This window comes from Pelobium manganitolerans, from assembly GCF_003609575.1.
GTDB lineage: Bacteria > Bacteroidota > Bacteroidia > Sphingobacteriales > Sphingobacteriaceae > Pseudopedobacter > Pseudopedobacter manganitolerans.
In genome coordinates, this window is record NZ_MBTA01000008.1 from 15,909 (window position 1) to 33,644 (window position 17,736).

The window sequence follows — 17,736 nt, forward strand, 5'->3', positions numbered from 1 at the left end:
TTGTTTCAGGACTGATACTGCTCGTCGTAGGCTGTAACTTTATATTTGTTGGAGGCTCTAAAGTGTATCGGGCAGAAGAAAAGGAAAAGACACAGACATCCACGACTTTTCGGTTTTTGCGGCTATTAGTATCTCCAGTTTGCCGCAGGTAGCCTGCTTAATCAATGGGACTGGCAGGGCGTAAACTTAGCGTTAATCCCATGCTTGCTTTTGCACTGATTACGGCTAAAAAGAATTAAGATTTCAAAAATGACGGAATGGATAAATTTTACAATGAAACATATCTTAAATTGGAAACAGCAATCCATGAACTGGAGATTGAAACCGACTGTCCTATAAAAATAGTTGAAGTCGTTATACAGCTTATCATTCAGAGCCTTGCGGATTTAAAGGAGTTTGTACTGAAAAACGACTTTAAGAATACGGAAGAAGAAATCAACTTTTTCAAGTATCAGAAACCTGTTATTGTTTCAAAGCTCATCTACTATAATGCCATTTATAAAATCGAAACGAGAAAACCTTATGGAGCCAAGCGCATCAGGAAATATTTTATCAAAGAACTGAAAAAGCTAAAAAAGTTCTTTGAGAACAACCTTGATTTTTACAAGTATTACCGCAGTAATAACTCTTTCGTTGACGAGAAGTTTTTTGTACGTGGAAAACATGATATAAGGCTATGGTTGGACACTTTTTATTTTGAAGCAGACCATCGCTTTTCTACTTCGCACGATTATAAGGTTGCTAAGATAATTGCCAATGACCTGATACAAGTTTATTTGGAAGACAAGTTGAATAACCTTAATCTGAAAAAGGTTTCAGACAATTCGTTGAAATGGACGGCGAGCAAAACAGCACTGACAGAGCTTATTTATGCACTGTACTCCCACGGTGTATTTAACAATGGGAATACAGACATAAAATTGATTGCCAAAACTTTCGAAGATGCCTTTAATATTGAGTTAGGCGACTTTTACCACACGTTTATGGAACTCAAAGCCCGTAAGATAAACCGAACAAAATTCCTTGACAGCCTGTGTGAAGCACTGATAAAGAAAATGGACGAACAGGACGAAAAATAAACGACCATTACAATACTCCACGAGGCAAATGAATACCTTTTGTCCGTATAATGCTTTCCTGAACCTTTGGAGTTTCTTTCTGCTTTTCCTCCTGCACCGGAGCATCTTGTTTGGTTTCCGGCATAATAGATAACTGTATCTTTCTTTCCACGGCTGCCAGTTCCGTTTTTAGTTCACTCAATCGACTTTCCTTAGACCACATCCCGTTAACTACTTCCTGAAGTACAGGCAGGTCTTTTTGTATTTCGGTTATTTTATCCTGTTCCTGTTTTATAAAGCCCGGCAGTTTCTCTAAAGCCCTCAAAAAATTCATAGAGGCGGTTTCAGGGTCTTTTGCCATTAGACCATTGTTATAGGTGTATTTGATATTACCCTCGCCCTGCACCAAAAAGCGGTTTACCTTAATATCTATGCCCTCTTTCTCCGACATTTCGGTTTTGACCAACAGTGTAAAGCCGTACAAGCTACCGATTTCTTCATACTGACCTCCGGTGCGGGCTTTATCTGCAATCTCGTTTAGCTTCGCACCGATTTGTTTCGGATTTGCATTGGGCGGCAAGCCATTCAACAGTACAGGGTTTTCAATTGTACCGCCCGAACGCTTTTGTAAGCGTTGCTGTAAATTTTCCCAGTCAGCACTCATCCGGTTGAAACGGGATTGGGTGCTTTGCAACATTTCCGTGTAATCCTGTACCTTAAATTTAGCACTGGATTTGGAACGGTTGAACGCCTGCTTTTCGCTTTCCAGTCCGGCAATCTGTTTTTCCAGTTTGGCTTTATCCAACAGGTCTGTATTTCCTGACAGGATTGCCACATATTCCGAAAAATTCATTCCTGATTTTTCATCCATACTTCCCTCGTCAATCGTTCTTTTGGTCAGGTTGTTGGTCTTTAACTGGTCGATGAAAAGCTGCTTATTATACAGCAGGTTGAACTTGTAACTATCCAAAGATTTTTCAACAGCATAGATAATAACAGCCACTTTATTATCGGCAAAGAATTTGGCAATTTCGTTGCCTTTCCTGATTGCCCTCCCATCCCTTTGGGCAAGGTCTGACGGTCGCCACGGTGTATCTAAATGATGAACGGCAACGGCTCTTTTCTGTGCATTCACGCCAGTTCCGAGCATACTGGTAGAACCGAACAGCACCCGAATTTTGCCCTCGTTCATTCCGTTGATAAGCTCCCTGCGTTGCTTGTCATTTTTCGCTTCCTGAATAAACCGGACTTCGTGTGCAGGTATGCCGTGGTCTTCCACGAGCTTACGTTTGATTTCAGAGTACACATTCCATTCGCCAGGCTTATAGGTTCCCAAATCAGAGAAAACGAACTGCGTTCCCTTCTGTGCGTTGTATTGGTTGTAATACTTGGCTATGTTTGAAGCGCAATGCGAAGCCTTGTTATCGGGATGGTCGTCATAGATACCACTTACCATACGCATATCGAGCGACATCTTACGGGCGTAGTCCGTAGCAATGAGCATCTTTGCTTTTTCTTCCCTTTGCGATAGTGGCAATCTTCCGAGCAAAGTAGCATCGCCCGTTTTGGCAAACTGCATCAGGCTTTGAATAAAGGCTTCTTGGTCGGGCGTTGGCGGTATGTTATACAATACCTCGTTCTTGTTGGGGCGGTCAATGCCAATATCTTTTGCCGTTCTGTAATCCGTTATTTCAGAATAGAACTGCGCCAGTTCCGGTACTTTGATAAAGTAGCGGAAACGCTCTTTGGCGACAATATTGTTGGCTACCGAAAATTCATAATCGGTCGTTTTCCTTGCATAGATAGCTGCCCACGCATCAAATGAATGGATACCTTGTTTTTCCAACGCCCGAGGGCGCAGGTATTTGAACAGCAGGTACAGCTCCGTTAATGAATTGCTGATGGTTGTACCCGAAAGAAAGGTTGCTCCCATATCCGCATTGGTACGCTCCTGTATCGTGCGGATGGCAAAGAGCAGGTTCAATGCCTTTTGGCTGCCGTCCACGTTACCCAGTCCGGCAACCCTTGTATGGCGGGTGTTGAACATCAGGTTTTTGAACTGGTGGCTTTCGTCCACAAACAAATGGTCTATGCCCATCATCTTAAAGTCCACAATATCATCCTTGCGGTTTTCAATATCGTGTTGCAGCGTTTTCAGCTTTACTTCAAGATTTTCTTTCCGTTTGATTACCCCGGCGAGCATTCCTCTTGTCACTTCCTTGCCCTGCGATTTCAGGGCATCGAGGTTACGCTCTACACTGTCTAATTCTATTTCGAGAATTTCCTTTTGTATTTCTGGCGATTGCGGTATCATTCCGAATTGGTCGTGTGTGAGTATCACACAATCCCAATCGTTGTTTTTAATATCCCCGAAAATCCGCAGGCGTTTCTTCGGCGTAAAATCATCAATACCTGGATAAAGGATTTTAGCGTGTGGATAGGCTTTGCGATAGTCTTCGGCAATGGCAGGTATATTCGCTTTCAGCCCGATAATCATCGGCTTATGGGCTAATCCCAAACGCTTCATTTCCTGCGCTGCGGTACACATTATCAGCGTTTTTCCTGCGCCTACTTCGTGGTCACAGATAGCACCATTGTTCAGCTTTATCATCCAAACGGTGTCCTTTTGGCTTGAATACAGGTCTTCAATGCCTGCTCCTTTACGGTCTAATCCCGGAAATTCCTGATGGCTTCCGTCATAGTTCGGGCGAACGAAACAGTTGAAAGTATCGTTGTACTGGTCGGTCAGCCTGTTTTTAAATTCATCATTCTGTGCGTGTAGCCAGTCGGTAAAAGCGGTACGGATTTCATCAATCTTCGTGTTCGCCATTTGTATGGCTTCCATATCCCGTACTTTAACCTCTTGGTCGCCAACCATTACTTTTTTGGTAATATCGGGCGTGGTATTGACGAGGGCGTGTTTGAGCAGGGCAATACCGTCAAACGTCCGGCTTTCCGCTTTGACAGCATATTTTTCCCAAATGTGCATATTGCCCTGATGACACTTTACCGAAAAGTCGTCGGAGCTTTCGGAATAATGAACCAGTACATCCGCATCGAACAGGTGCGAAGCAAAACGGGCATAAATTCCGGTAGGTATCCATCTTTCGCCGAGGTTAAAATCCAGTTCCTCAAATTCAATACGTCTTGGTCGGGCTTCTTCTAAAGCGGTTAGGCTTTCTTTGGCTTCGGTATCATCGGTATTATTTTCGAGATAGGCTCTTACTTCATTGGCTTTCTCAACAACGTTGCCCGCTATCCAACGTTCGGCTATTTCGTATTCTTGTTGTAGCGGATTGTAGAACAACCGCCCGTGTAAGGCTTCTTTCAGTGTATCGGCAGGCAGGCTGCTTATTTCTGACATAAAGTCCAAATCCACGTTACCATATTTGTTCAGTGATGCGGCTAAAGCCTCTTCGGGATTATCGGTTGCTAACGTGGTAGTAGAAAAACTAACGGGACGGCTGAAGATATCCGCTTTGTGTATGACACCGCCAATGATACGCTCCAGATAAGGGATTTCTTTGCCTGCGCTATCCGTCTTTATCAGCTTGGCATTGTCGGCAGCATTGAGATTACCGCATTTTTTGGTAAAGGCATCGTACAGGAGGTTTAGCGTTTCCCGTTCCTGCCTGTGTTCGGTCTGCGTTTCTGCTTCCTTTTGGTACAGGTTGATATAACTGTCCCTTAAAGCTATGTAGGCTTCAGCTCTTGCTTTCTGTGCAGACGGCAATTGCAACGGATGAAAGGTTGCTTTAGCATCTTCCTTATCCACCTCTTGCAGATAACCCACCCAACCTTTATCCACCACAAGGCAATCGTTACGGTGGAAAGATTGCAGTTCCCCACTAAACGTAGCAGGTTCAGGAACATTATTACTATTGATAGCGGTAATGGCTGTCTTATCAGACTGGCCATTACCGTTTATTTGTGAAAACAGGTCGCCGATAGCTTCCTGTTTTTTGCCGTTTACTTCGTGGGTTCCATTGGCAGCACCATTAGATTTTAGCGGTGTATAAGGTTCCTGCCTTGCACTGCTGAACAGGTCGGGCTGACGACCTATTGTGCCTCTTCTTTTTTTAGTGCTTTGCCTTTTGATTTGGGTAGTTCTTTTAGGCGGAGCAAGAACCATTACAGGTTCGCCCGCACTTTCAAACAGGTCAAAAATGCTTAGTTGTTTTAATTCCTTCGGGCTTTCCTGACGGACTACCGGAGTGGGTACAGGTTGCGGTTTTTGCTGAATGATTACAGGGTCTATGACCGGAGGTGTAACCTTTGGTTCAATCGGAATTTGTATAACAGGCTCATCGTTGCGTTCGCCTTTATATAAACTTAAATTCAGGTGCTTTCCAAAATCTTCGGAAAGCATTTGTTTCAAATCTTTGGCAATCCCGTCAACGCCGTTTTTATGTGTATAGATTAAGGCAGGCTGCCCGTATGGGTCGGTATCTAATTTTTGGTCGGTATGTACAATTCTTGTACTGTCCTGAAAGAGCGCATTGCCCGAAGTATTGTATTCAGTTGGCTTGCTTTGGCAAAACAGATCTTCCCTGTCGGTCAGATTTTGCTTTGCCCTATTTCTTTGCAGGATAATCAAATCGCTGCCCACTTCTGTACCTGCATATTCGGTAAACAGGTTGTTGGGTAATCTAACAACCGAAACCAAATTATTATCCTGCATTAACGCCCTGCGTATGGGTTCGTTTTTACGACTATTCAGAATGCCCTGCGAAGTAATGTAAGCCAACAAGCCGCCCTCACGAAGCATATCAGCACCTTTCAGAAAAAAGTAATTGTGTATGCTTCGGGCAGCCTGTACTTTGGCATCGTCCCTGCTTCGGGAATAAGACAGGTCAAATACAGAGGTATCACCGAATGGTATGTTACTGGCGATTACATCATAGCTGTTTTGTTCCTTTTCGGGGATTTCTTCAAAACCGTTTATACGGATATTGCTTTCGGGATAAAGCTGCTTTAAAATCTTGCCTGTAAGCAAGTCCTTTTCATAAACGGTAACACTGACTTTCTGATTTTCCGAAAAGGATTGGATGAATGAACCGATACCTGCGGAGGGTTCGAGGAATTTATCAATGTGCAGACCATTATCTCGCAAGGCAGATGAAATGGCATCTATTACCTTTGGCGGTGTATAAAAAGCCGTCAGTACGGAACTTTTCATACTGTCCACATACCTGCGGTATTGCTTATCGTCTGCGGAATTTTCTTTGAGTAGTTGGTGGAGTTGCTGCGTAAGTGGAAAAAGGTCGTGTTCTGTTTTTCTCCAATGATTGATGTCTATTTCGTTTTCTATGGGGTTCAGAACGAATTTAAGACCGCCAAATCCGCTGTATCGCATCATTAGCAGTCTTTCGCCTACGGTGGCTTGCCGTTTCTCCTTTTCCAGTTTAAAAACAATTCGCAGGGCATCAATATTCTGTTGGAGATGGAACCGCTTACTGAAGCCCATTTTCCTCAATCCATATTGAGATGGTTCCGGTCAGTTCGGTATAGAGTAAATCAAACTCATTTCCGTTGGCGAAATCATCGGTTATTTCATATCCTGCGAAAACAGACTCACACACAGGGAGCATTTTCAGGGCGAACGGTCGCAGTTCCTCGTCTGCCATTATGGTATCAAACTCATTGCATACCACTTTAAAAACCGTGTCGAACTTGGAGAAGTGTAAGCCCTCAAAAAGTATGTAGTTGGCTATTTCGTTGCATTGCTCAACGGGGTTTCCCGAACGGAAAGCACCCTCATAAGCATTGGCAACCCACGAAGACCGTTGGTCAATAAATTTTTGGTCGTGCGCCTTTTCGGGGAAGCTGCTGTTTAATAATTCTTGCAGTCGTAATCTGAAATACGACAAGTCTTTTTGCTGCGTATCCATACTATAATTTTTGTTTAGAATTTTGTTTGAAGCCTAAAATTATAGCAGTAGATAAGCCACTTTGCAGAAGTGGCAGGGTTTGGCTTTGAAAGGCGGTGTTTGGCGTATTAATGCGGTTTACAGTAAGTAATGAGAAGCAAAAGCTCTTCAGGCTATGAGAGGGTTTATTTTATGTTAACTGGATATTATTGAACACGATTTTGTCGTTAAAATGTAAATACTATTTATAATAGTGTTATTTTTACACGATAAACTTAATTCTTCCGAAAGATGAACATTAAACAATTTCTATCCATCATACTTATAACGTTTGCATCGTTAAGTGTGAATGCCCAAGTTAAAGAAAGCGGCAAAGCTGTTATTAAAACTACAATAAACTGTGACCATTGCAAGGCTTGTGAAACCTGCGGACTAAATTTTCGTGATAACATGCTAAAAATAAAAGGCGTTAAAATGTACGAGTTAGACGAGAAAAAAATGACTATAACGGTATATTACAATCCTAAGAAAACGAGTTTGGCAACTATCAAAACTGCTATTTCCAAATTAGGATATGACGCAGACGACGTAAAAGCAGACCCTGCATCTTATGAGAAATTAGATGGTTGTTGTAAGCCCGCATAAACTAAGCCGTTTAATTAAATGATTATTCTTAAATATTTATCTTTCATATTAGCGTTAATGGTGTCATATCATAATCAACAGTACCTTGCTTTATGAAAGATAAATGTTTTTGTTCCAAACCATAAAAAACCACTAATAAGACAATGATGATTGTGGAACACAATGTTTCTCGCCATTTTTCAGTTGTAATTCCTGTACAAATATTATACTAACCACTTCCATTTCCTAATTACGCATAAGGTAAATTCGCCTTAAAGCCAACGACGTGGCAAACAATCACAATTTCTCTCTCTTTATTTTATAGAATAGGTTCTGACACTATTTGTAATATTTCAGGTATCTGATATTATCCAACTTTTGGTTAGGAAAGATTTATTTTGATAGATTTGCTGTCCAAATTTGTAATGGTTAGAGCGATATGAACACTTGCTAAGTATGATGTGAGTGAGCTGCAATTTTTCAAATAGACATACTTCACTAATGAACTTACTTTATATAAATTGGGATGTAAACCCAGAAATAACAAACATTCTCGGATTTTTAATTAAATATTATGGACTGTTATTTATGACAGGTCTGTTACTATGTTATTTTATTTTACGGAAAATTTATAAAAAAGAGAATTTAAGTTAACAGGCTCACGAAGCAATAATCGTTTATGGAATTGTTGGAATTTAGTGGACAGTATTCCCATGCATCCGGCTCAATTGTACGAAGCATTATCCTATTTTATCATTTTTTTCATTCTTCTGTTTCTGTATAGAAGAGATACAGTAAAAATCGGGAATGGTTTTTATTTTGGTCTAAGCATTTTTCTCATTTTTACGATGAGGGTATTAATAGAATTTTTTAAAAATTGACCAAGTTGAATTTGAAAGAGGTATGGTTCTGAATATGGGACAATTACTAAGTATTCCATTTGTAATTTTAGGTCTGTTTTTTAGTATTAGAGGATGGATAAAAAAGAATACCATTGATAAAGATAAAATGAGTGTAATGGCGGATTAAGTTAAATTTGATACATTTGCACAATGAAATGGGTATCGTTCATATTAGCGTTTATAGTAGTGGTCTTATCAGCCGCACCTTGCTTTATGGAGGGTAAATGCCTTAATGCCACGCATCAGAAAACTGATAGCGGGGAACATCACGATGATGACTGTGGAACAGGATGCTGTTCTCCTTTTTTCAGTTGCAATACTTGCGCAGGCATTATATTAACCTCATTTCATTTCTCAATTACAGACCTCCTAAAACTGCCGAAAAGAAAATCAGTATTAATGCCTGTACCGCCAGTTTCTGATTTTCCATACTCTATTTGGCATCCGCCACAATTTGCTTAATGTGCGGGCGTTCAGCCCGATTAATTATCAGCGGTGCTTCACATCGCCATATCTTTTTATTCACATTAAATATCATTTTTAAAATGCGAAAAATACTCATTGTGTCATTTTTCATGGCACTGAATCTTTGTGTATATGCACAAAGCACATTAAATGCTGTTGTCAAGAACAGTGAAAGTAAAGAACCATTAGCTGGGGTAACGGTATCTGTAAATGGTACTTTAATCAGTACGACATCCAACGAAAATGGGAAGATTGCTTTATCCGGTATTCCCGCCGGATTACAGAAAATACACTTTAGCTTTATTGGCTTTGATGACCATATTGAAACATTGGAATTTCCGTTAAAGGATAGCAGTGTTATTGAAATCCTGCTTAAAGAAAGTTCCGAAGAGTTGGACGAAATTGTTGTTTCCTCTACGAGAAGTACAAGAAGCATACAAAACATTCCTACCCGTATTGAATTTATCGGAGGGGAAGAACTGGACGAAAAAGGCAATATGAAGCCAGGCGACATTCGCATGCTTTTGAGTGAGAGTACAGGTATCCACGTACAGACCACCTCCCCAACCAGTGCTAATGCAAGCATACGTATTCAAGGGCTTGACGGGAGATACACACAAATCCTTAAAGACGGTTTCCCGATTTATTCCGGTGCTTCAAGCGGATTAGGCTTGCTACAAATTCCACCACTTGACTTAAAGCAAGTAGAAGTGATTAAAGGTTCGACTTCTACGTTGTATGGTGGTGGTGCAATAGCAGGTTTAGTCAACCTGATTTCCAAGACACCTACAGATGAAAGGGATTTACATTTTCATATCAATGGAACATCAGGTAGGGGCTTGGATATTAATGGTTTTTACGGACAGAAGTTTAAGAAAATCGGAACAACGATATTCGCTTCGCATAATCGCAACAGTGCTTATGACCCTGCAAAAATTGGTTTGTCTGCTATTCCTCAATTTGAACGCTATGTGCTGAACCCCAAACTATTTGTTTACTTCAACGATAAAACAAAATTAAACTTCGGTGTTAACGCTACAATTGAAAACCGTTTAGGTGGAGATATGCTGTACATCAAGGGTAAAGGGGACAACACACATCAATATTTTGAAGAAAACAAAACACAACGCTACTCCACGCAGTTCGTCTTCGACCATTCTATCGATGAAAACAGTTCCTTTCAAGTCAAAAACAGTGTAAGCTATTTCAACAGAAACACTACTATTCCGAATTATGGATTTGAGGGAACACAGACAGCTACTTTTACTGAAGCCAACTACACGAGCAGTAAAGAAACATCGGAATGGATAGCAGGTCTAAATATTTGGACAGACAACTTTAAAGAAAAACAGATTGCCGCATTTCCTTTGAGAGATTACAATCAAACCACATTCGGGATATTCGTTCAAAACACTTTCAAAGCTACGGACTGGCTTCAATTGGAAAGCGGGTTAAGGACAGATTACGTGATAGACTACGGAGCTGTTTTTTTACCGAGGGTATCGGCTTTGTTCCGAATTGCAGAGGGACTAACATCAAGAGTTGGAGGTGGATTTGGTTACAAGACACCCACTATTTTTACTGAAGAGAGTGAGCGAATACAATATCAGAATGTAATGCCGATAAACGATAATTCCAATAAACTGGAGAGAAGTTACGGCGGTAATGCAGATATCAACTACCACACAAATATGGGTAATAATTGGACATTCAGCATCAATCAATTGTTCTTTTATACCTATTTGGATAATCCGCTTCTACTTGAAAACCCGTCAGCCAATCTTTATCAGTTTGTCAACTCTCCGGGTTACATCCATACCAAAGGGACAGAAACCAATATCAAAATCAGCTACGATGACGTGAAGCTATTTTTGGGATACACTTATACTGATGCCCGCTTACAGCAAAATGGCACAAACACAGAAAGTCCCCTAACACCGAAACACCGTATCAATTCGGTTCTGATGTATGAAATAGAAGATAAATGGAAAGTCGGTCTGGAAGCCTATTACTTTAGCCCGCAAAAAATGAATAACGGTACTACGGGTAAAGATTATGTTATCTGCGGGTTTATGGCTGAAAAGATTTGGGAAAGATTTTCGCTATACATCAATTTTGAAAATTTTCTCGATACCCGGCAAACACGCTTTGATAGTATCTATACAGGAACAATAAGCAACCCCGTATTTAAAGACATCTACGCACCATTGGACGGATTTGTAATTAACGGGGGAATAAAATTCAGACTATAAAGTAATGAAAGAACTAATCCCTAATATATTCAGCAATGGCACACAAACATATTTATGACGTACAGGGAAAACAGCTTTGCTGTACAGAGGAAGAAAAAATCTATACAAAAGCAGGTGTGCGGCATATTATTGATGATACTTGTTGCTCAATAAATGGAAACGCAAATCAAAATGATAACAAACAAGTTGAATTTGTTGGAAAAAGCAGCGTAATTAAAATGTTTTTGCCAAGCATTATTTCATTAGTGCTGTTACTTATAGCTATCTACTTTGACAATGTGCTGAAACCCGAATGGTTTAAAGGTTGGACAAGGAGTGTTTATTATGCCGTAGTTTATCTGCCTGTTGGTTTTCCTGTGGTAAAAGAAGCATTTGAAAGCATTGGCAAAGGGGAAATATTTTCTGAATTTTTATTGATGAGCATTGCTACTATCGGGGCATTTGCCATTGGCGAATACCCGGAGGGAGTTGCCGTGATGTTGTTTTATTCCATAGGCGAGGTTTTTCAGACATTAGCTGTAAGAAAAGCAAAAGCAAACATTAAATCTTTACTTGACCAACGACCTGATGAGGTGACTATTTTACAGGATAATCAGCCAAAGGTTGTCAAAGCGGAAGCGGTTTCCATTGGCACAATCATACAATTAAAGCCGGGGGAAAAGTTGGGATTGGACGGAGAACTTTTGTCCGAAACAGCATCATTCAATACGGCGGCACTTACGGGAGAGAGCAAGCCTGACACTAAATCAAAAGGAGAAACCGTATTAGCCGGAATGATTAATCTGAACACTATTACACAGGTAAAAGTGACCACAGCATATACAGATAGTAAGTTGAGCAAGATTTTAGAATTGGTGCAAAATGCCACTTCTCAAAAAGCACCGACAGAGTTGTTCATCAGGAAGTTTGCAAAAATATATACGCCAATTGTGGTGTTATTAGCAATTCTTATTATAGCATTACCTTATTTCTTTGTAGAAAACTATGTGTTAAGTCAATGGCTATACAGAGCATTAATATTCTTAGTTATATCGTGTCCTTGTGCATTGGTAATAAGTATTCCATTAGGCTATTTTGGTGGCATTGGTGCGGCAAGTAAAAACGGGATATTGTTTAAAGGAAGTAATTTTTTAGATGTACTTGCCAATATCAAAAACGTGGTAATGGATAAGACAGGCACGATGACAGAGGGTGTTTTCAAAGTGCAGGAAGTAGTTTTTAGAAATGAATTAAATCAGACCGAAATCTTACAAATGGTAAATACTTTGGAAAGCCACAGTACACATCCCATAGCCTCTGCCATTCAGCAATATGTTGGTGTTGTAGATAACAACATCCCATTACAGAATGTGGAAGAAATAGCAGGACAAGGTTTAAAAGCAAATGTAAACGGAAAAGAGTTACTGATAGGAAATTTTAAGCTGATGAATAAGTTTTCTATCTCTTATGATATTGACCCGAATAGCATTGTTTACACAGTAATTGCAGTTGCTTATGATAAAAAGTTTGTGGGCTATATCACTATTGCAGACAGCATAAAAGAAGATGCACAAATTACGATTGACAAACTTAAATCGCTCAATGTAACAACAACAATGTTAAGTGGTGACAAATCAACCGTTGTAAAATTTGTTGCAGAAAAATTGGGTGTCAATAATGCTTTTGGCGATTTATTGCCCGAAGACAAAGTAAATAGAATACAAGAAATAAAAGCCAAAAATGAAACAGTTGCCTTTGTCGGGGACGGTGTAAATGATGCACCTGTTGTAGCATTAAGTGATGTAGGTATTGCAATGGGTGGCTTAGGCAGCGATGCCACTATTGAAACGGCTGATGTAGTAATACAGGACGATAAGCCGAGTAAAATTCCTATAGCAATTAACATCGGCAAGCAAACGAAAAGAATAGTTTGGCAAAACATCACTTTAGCGTTTGGCGTAAAAGCTATTGTATTAATACTTGGTGCAGGCGGTTTAGCTACAATGTGGGAAGCCGTTTTTGCTGATGTTGGAGTGGCTTTATTGGCAATTCTGAATGCAGTGAGAATACAACGAATGAGATTTGTTTAACGGTTAAGACAAATTGAAAATGGAAGAAATTTAAGATTAGTATAGATTGCATAATAAACCCTCTGAAATTTCGGAGGGTTTATTGTTATGATGTAAGGATTTGAAGCATTCTGCCGACTTCAATATCCATTCTCGAAAAGGCAAACCATTTTTTGCCCAGGTCTTTGAGTGATGCCCCGATGTGGTAGAGTTCCATATTATCTATAATCAAAAAACGGTCGTGGGCATCGGAGAAAACCTCAATATCTACCGGAGGGTATTGGCTATTGTAACGTTGTAAATCTAACCGTAATTGATTGCTGATGCTTTTGGTAAGGATTGTAGCGGTTACATTCGTCTTACGCTTACCCAATAAAGTAAGCACCGTATCATCCACATAATTATCAAGCAGGATAATTGAGCTTTTGGCACTTCGGATAATATCGGAAACAAAGGCGTAGGCATCAAATACCTGCTCGTTGTAAAAAATGCCTTTTTCACTATGGAGCTTGTCGCTTTCCAAAGCCTTAAAAATCTCTTCAAATTTTTTGTCGGCTTCCAGCTGCTTTAACTGGATATTATCTAAACGATGAAACAAAGAAGCATTACTGATAAGCATACGCCGCATTTCCACAAAGGCTTCCATTATCTCAACACTCATTTTAACGGCTATATCTGAACGGAGTATGGCAGATGCCATTGCAACCCCTTGTTCAGTAAAAACGTAAGGCAAATAACGTCTGCCGCCGTAATTTAAACTTGAGGTTCCAATTTGGAACCTCAAGTTTTCAACTTCCTCTTCCGTCAGTTGAAAGCAGAATGATACAGGAAATCGCTCAATATTTCTTTTAACGGCTTTATTCAGGTTCTTTGTTTCAACCTGATATAAGGCAGCGAGGTCGCTATCCAACATTACCTGTTTGCCCCGAATGGTATAAATAAAGTTTCTGATTTCTTTAGGTACGATTGACGGTTTATTTTCCATTGCGTTTTCTGCTTTTGTTCTTCTCAAACTCAAAGGAACTTTCGGCGTTTTCTTTCAGTAAGATGTAAGCATCGAATTTCTTTCCTGCCTTGCTTGTCATTCCTTTGATTAAAGAAGTTTTGCCTTTATTGACAAGGCTTGTTACATTTTCTATACTGATTTGTACACCGCAGACGGTACGGAACTGCACCCAGTTACAAGCTTCATCAGGGCATTTCACAATCTTGTCACGGATAATAAGCTGCTGATTTTTGCATTTCGGACAAGTCAGTTTGGGTTGATTGGTACTTCCAATGGAAGTTTGCAGCAATTCATCAGTAATGGATTTGGCATAGTTTTCCATTTCCTTTTGGAACATTCCGGCATCTGCTTCGTTGTTTTCGATTTTGTGCAATGCCAATTCCCATTCGGCGGTCATTGCCACGTCTGCAATCTTGCGTTCTTTGACAAGCCCATACACTTGCAATCCTTTTTCGGTAGGGATTAAAGCACGTTTATCCCGTTGGATATAATTACGGGTAAACAGTGTTTCGATAATGGCGGCTCTTGTTGCAGGAGTACCAATACCGATATTTTTGAGGGCTTTACGCTCTTCCTCGTTCTCGATGTCTTTCCCTGCGGTTTCCATTGCAGACAAAAGACCTGCTTCGGTGTAAAGCACTGGCGGTTTGGTCTGCTTTTCCAAAACGGCGGCTTCCTTTATGGCAAGTTCGTCGCCTTTATGTAGTTCAGGTAATTCCTGCACTGGCTCTTCGCCGTCATCGGTAAAACTTCCTTTGATGGAACGCCAACCCGCTTCCTGAATTTTACAGCCTTTTGCCGTAAAGTCGTAATGCAATACCTGTAATGATACATCCGTTATTTCTTTGACACAGGCTTGTGATATGGCTTCGAGTAATCGAAGCGCAATCATATTGTAAATCTTGTTTTCGTCTGCATTGAGTACCGACGGCACTTTATCCGTAATCAACAAACCGTGATGGTCCGTTACACGGAGGTCATTCACGATACGTTTGTTGAACCGTCCCCATTTGATTTTGGTAAGGGCTTGTTTGCAATCTTCACGGTTCTGCAAAGCCCGCACAAGATTTGGAATTTCCGCCCACATATCTTCAGGAATGTATTTGCTTCCGGTACGTGGGTACGTGATAAACTTCTTTTCGTACAGGCTTTGTGCGATATTGAGCGTTGCTTCAGCAGATAATTTCAGCCTTTTATTGGCTTCCTTTTGTAAGCCTGTCAGGTCAAAAAGCAAAGGCGGTTGTTCTGTAACGCTTTTGGTTTCTGCTGACGTAACGGTTGCCGTTGCGCCACGCTGAATAGCTTTAAGGGTATCATCGGCAAGCTGCTTTTCGTCCCATTTGGTAGCGGAAATACTTTTGAAATCAACCTGTGCTTTATGGTGCGTTAATTGTATCTGCCAGTATTTCTTAACCGTGAAATCCTTATTGTCGAGGTAACGTTTGCATATCAAAGCCAGTGTAGGTGTTTGCACTCTTCCGAGCGAATAAATACCGTTGCCTGCGGCAATGCTCAATGCCTGTGTAGCATTGATGCCCACAAGCCAGTCTGCACGGCTTCTGCCTTGCGCTGCCTGATATAGTCCGTCAAATTCTTTTCCGTCTTTCAGGTTGTCAAAGCCTTGCTTTATTGCCTTTTCGGTAAGCGAACTTATCCAAAGGCGTTCAAAAGGCTTGTTGCATTTCAGGTATTCATAAATGTACCTGAAAATGAGTTCGCCCTCACGACCTGCATCGGTAGCAACGATAATGCTATTGCTTTGCTTAAAAAGCTGCTCAATGACTTTCAGTTGCTTTAATGCGCCAATATCGGCGGTGTACCCTTTATCTTTTTTGACCTTGCGGACGGTCAATAAAAACGGGTTGGGCAATATTGGCAGGGATGCTTTATCAAATCCCGAAATGCCGTAGTCTTCGGGCATTCCCAGTCCTATCAAATGACCGAATGCCCACGTAACAAAATAGCCGTTACCTGTCAGGTAGCCATCCTTTTTATCAGATGCTCCCACCAAGCCGGCTATCTCCCTTGCTACACTTGGTTTTTCTGCAATAATTGTTTTCATACTGTACTACATTTTTCTGCCTTTGGATTTTGCAGGCTTGTTGTCCTGTTGTTCCTGCTGCTTTTCGTTTTTCGGTCTTTGCTGCCCGGACTTCAAAGGCTCTTGGACGTTCTTGGTCGCTTCGTTGGTTTTACCCTTCGAATTAACGGCAGTCTGCGTTTTATGGGTTTCGGCAGGTTCTACCCGTGCTTTATACTGACCGGGAAACTCAAAATTGGTCTTTCCGGTATCTTTGTCGAAAGTGATATAACCCTTATACGGTTGGTCTTTTTTGTCTTTCAGTTCAACGTATATGGTTTGTCCGGCTTTGAACTTGTTGTACTGCTCATCATCCAGTTCTTTGCCCCTGAAAGTTCTTGGAGCTTCCTGCGGTTGGCTTTGCTGATTGTTTTGTTGGGTGTTCTGTTGGTTTGTTTGAGCTTGCTGATTGTTGTTGCTTCTGTCAAACAGGAACTCAACGTATCGTTTGTCCGCATTGAATTGTACCGTTGCCGAAAACTCCGTTCCTTTCGTGGAAATCATACCCTCTAAATAGAGTGGTTTGCCCTCCATTAAAGTTTGCTTTTGTTCCTCATTCAGTTTTACACCCTTAATTTCATCGGGAATTTTTATAAACTCCGTGCGTAGCGCAATCACATCATTGGTCAGCCTGTCGATGCTGATAATGGACGGCATCAGTTCGCCTGTTTTGGAATTTACGAGATTGACCACACGCCCCATATTACCCGTTTCGAGCAGGTTTTTCTTGTCTTCGTCGGTAAACTTGTGTCCGAAAAACTCAAAGTGGAGGTTAGGTTCTCTTTTGATACCGTGTATTGCCACGATAACATTGCCGTCTTCGCCTTGCTGTAAAGACAGACGGGCATCCGTGCGGAGGATAGAACCACCGAGGTTAATGCCTATCGGTAAAAGTTCATTGGTTTTGTAACCTCGTAACAAAGGGTCAAGCAAGTTTCTTTTTTCAAGATACTCTTTGCTTAATCCGAGGTTTTTCATTGTGTCCCAATCAATCTGCTCCGGCTTGTAGCGGTATTCGCTTGTTTCCGTTGTTGTTTGTGCTGTTGCCATATTATTTTGATTTTCTTGTTTTTTATCAGGTTGGGGTTCTGCTTTCACTTCGTGTTCTTTCAGCACTTTTTCGCCCTGCGGAGTGGGCTTATCTACGTGCTTTTGGAGTTCCTGCGCTTTTTCAGCAGCAACCGGGGCAGGTACTTTGAAGAAAGTAAAGTTTGTGGGGTTCTTTAACTGGCTGAAAAAGTTGGAAAAAAAGTTGGAAAAGAAATCGCCGCTTTTGTCCACACGCATAAACTGGTTTTGGTTTTTCTTGGTGGGTTCAACGGTTTCCATTTTCCCGTTTTCGTCAATACTCTTTACTGCCTGGATTTTCATTTTCTCTTTATCCAGTACGAGTAATATGTCCGAAAGCTGTTCGGGCATTTCCTGTTTATT

General features: G+C 40.9%; 10 protein-coding genes. 5 read left to right on the forward strand and 5 right to left on the reverse strand.

What is annotated here, in order from left to right; all coding sequences use genetic code 11:
* The first annotated feature begins 257 nt into the window (after window positions 1-257).
* Window positions 258-1,079, forward strand: coding sequence for an RteC domain-containing protein (locus BCY91_RS06205; protein WP_120181119.1), 822 nt, complete (start codon window positions 258-260; stop codon window positions 1,077-1,079).
* A gap of 7 nt (window positions 1,080-1,086) precedes the next feature.
* Here BCY91_RS06205 and BCY91_RS06210 read toward each other — a convergent pair whose 3' ends face one another.
* Window positions 1,087-6,525 carry an N-6 DNA methylase gene (locus BCY91_RS06210; RefSeq protein WP_120181120.1) on the reverse strand — a complete coding sequence of 1,813 codons (5,439 nt, stop codon included), beginning with the start codon at window positions 6,523-6,525 and terminating at the stop codon, window positions 1,087-1,089.
* A complete protein-coding gene (locus tag BCY91_RS06215; protein WP_120181121.1) occupies window positions 6,512-6,949 on the reverse strand; it encodes a DUF1896 domain-containing protein in 438 nt (145 codons plus the stop codon). The genes BCY91_RS06210 and BCY91_RS06215 overlap by 14 nt, the downstream gene beginning before the upstream one ends.
* A gap of 270 nt (window positions 6,950-7,219) precedes the next feature.
* Here BCY91_RS06215 and BCY91_RS18045 point away from each other — a divergent pair, with 270 nt between their 5' ends.
* The 4 genes from BCY91_RS18045 (at window position 7,220) to BCY91_RS06240 (ending at window position 13,240) form a co-directional block, all read left to right on the forward strand.
* Window positions 7,220-7,573 (forward strand): heavy-metal-associated domain-containing protein, encoded by a 354-nt coding sequence (locus BCY91_RS18045; protein WP_120181122.1) that lies wholly within the window; start codon window positions 7,220-7,222, stop codon window positions 7,571-7,573.
* Window positions 7,574-8,265: 692 nt separating this feature from the next.
* On the forward strand, window positions 8,266-8,433 hold the full coding sequence (locus BCY91_RS18050; protein ID WP_220699439.1) for a prolipoprotein diacylglyceryl transferase family protein: 168 nt from the start codon (window positions 8,266-8,268) through the stop codon (window positions 8,431-8,433).
* 596 nt (window positions 8,434-9,029) lie between these two features.
* Window positions 9,030-11,171, forward strand: a complete 2,142-nt coding sequence (locus BCY91_RS06235; RefSeq protein WP_245989016.1) for a TonB-dependent receptor — start codon at window positions 9,030-9,032, stop codon at window positions 11,169-11,171.
* Window positions 11,172-11,206: 35 nt separating this feature from the next.
* Window positions 11,207-13,240: a heavy metal translocating P-type ATPase gene (locus BCY91_RS06240; RefSeq protein ID WP_120181124.1), complete on the forward strand. Its 2,034-nt coding sequence runs from the start codon at window positions 11,207-11,209 to the stop codon at window positions 13,238-13,240.
* An 85-nt stretch (window positions 13,241-13,325) separates the two neighbouring features.
* Here the strand turns inward: BCY91_RS06240 and BCY91_RS06245 are convergent, their stop codons facing one another.
* The 3 genes from BCY91_RS06245 to BCY91_RS06255 form a co-directional block, all read right to left on the reverse strand.
* Window positions 13,326-14,204, reverse strand: a complete 879-nt coding sequence (locus BCY91_RS06245) for an ORF6N domain-containing protein (RefSeq protein WP_120181125.1) — start codon at window positions 14,202-14,204, stop codon at window positions 13,326-13,328.
* A complete protein-coding gene (locus tag BCY91_RS06250) occupies window positions 14,194-16,287 on the reverse strand; it encodes a type IA DNA topoisomerase (RefSeq protein ID WP_120181126.1) in 2,094 nt (697 codons plus the stop codon). Before BCY91_RS06250 ends, BCY91_RS06245 begins: the two co-directional genes overlap by 11 nt.
* 6 nt (window positions 16,288-16,293) lie before the next feature.
* The coding region (locus tag BCY91_RS06255; RefSeq protein ID WP_245989017.1) for a DUF3945 domain-containing protein at window positions 16,294-17,736 on the reverse strand (1,443 nt) is incomplete at its 5' end.

Excerpts from the sequence above, each read along its gene's own strand:
- BCY91_RS06250 (WP_120181126.1), bottom strand. The coding sequence starts at position 16,287 with ATGAAAACAATTATTGCAGAAAAACCAAGTGTAGCAAGGGAGATAGCC.
- BCY91_RS06235 (WP_245989016.1), top strand. The coding sequence starts at position 9,030 with ATGGCACTGAATCTTTGTGTATATGCACAAAGCACATTAAATGCTGTT.
- BCY91_RS06210 (WP_120181120.1), bottom strand. The coding sequence starts at position 6,525 with ATGGGCTTCAGTAAGCGGTTCCATCTCCAACAGAATATTGATGCCCTG.
- BCY91_RS06215 (WP_120181121.1), bottom strand. The coding sequence starts at position 6,949 with ATGGATACGCAGCAAAAAGACTTGTCGTATTTCAGATTACGACTGCAA.
- BCY91_RS06240 (WP_120181124.1), top strand. The coding sequence starts at position 11,207 with ATGGCACACAAACATATTTATGACGTACAGGGAAAACAGCTTTGCTGT.
- BCY91_RS18045 (WP_120181122.1), top strand. The coding sequence starts at position 7,220 with ATGAACATTAAACAATTTCTATCCATCATACTTATAACGTTTGCATCG.
- BCY91_RS06205 (WP_120181119.1), top strand. The coding sequence starts at position 258 with ATGGATAAATTTTACAATGAAACATATCTTAAATTGGAAACAGCAATC.
- BCY91_RS18050 (WP_220699439.1), top strand. The coding sequence starts at position 8,266 with ATGCATCCGGCTCAATTGTACGAAGCATTATCCTATTTTATCATTTTT.
- BCY91_RS06245 (WP_120181125.1), bottom strand. The coding sequence starts at position 14,204 with ATGGAAAATAAACCGTCAATCGTACCTAAAGAAATCAGAAACTTTATT.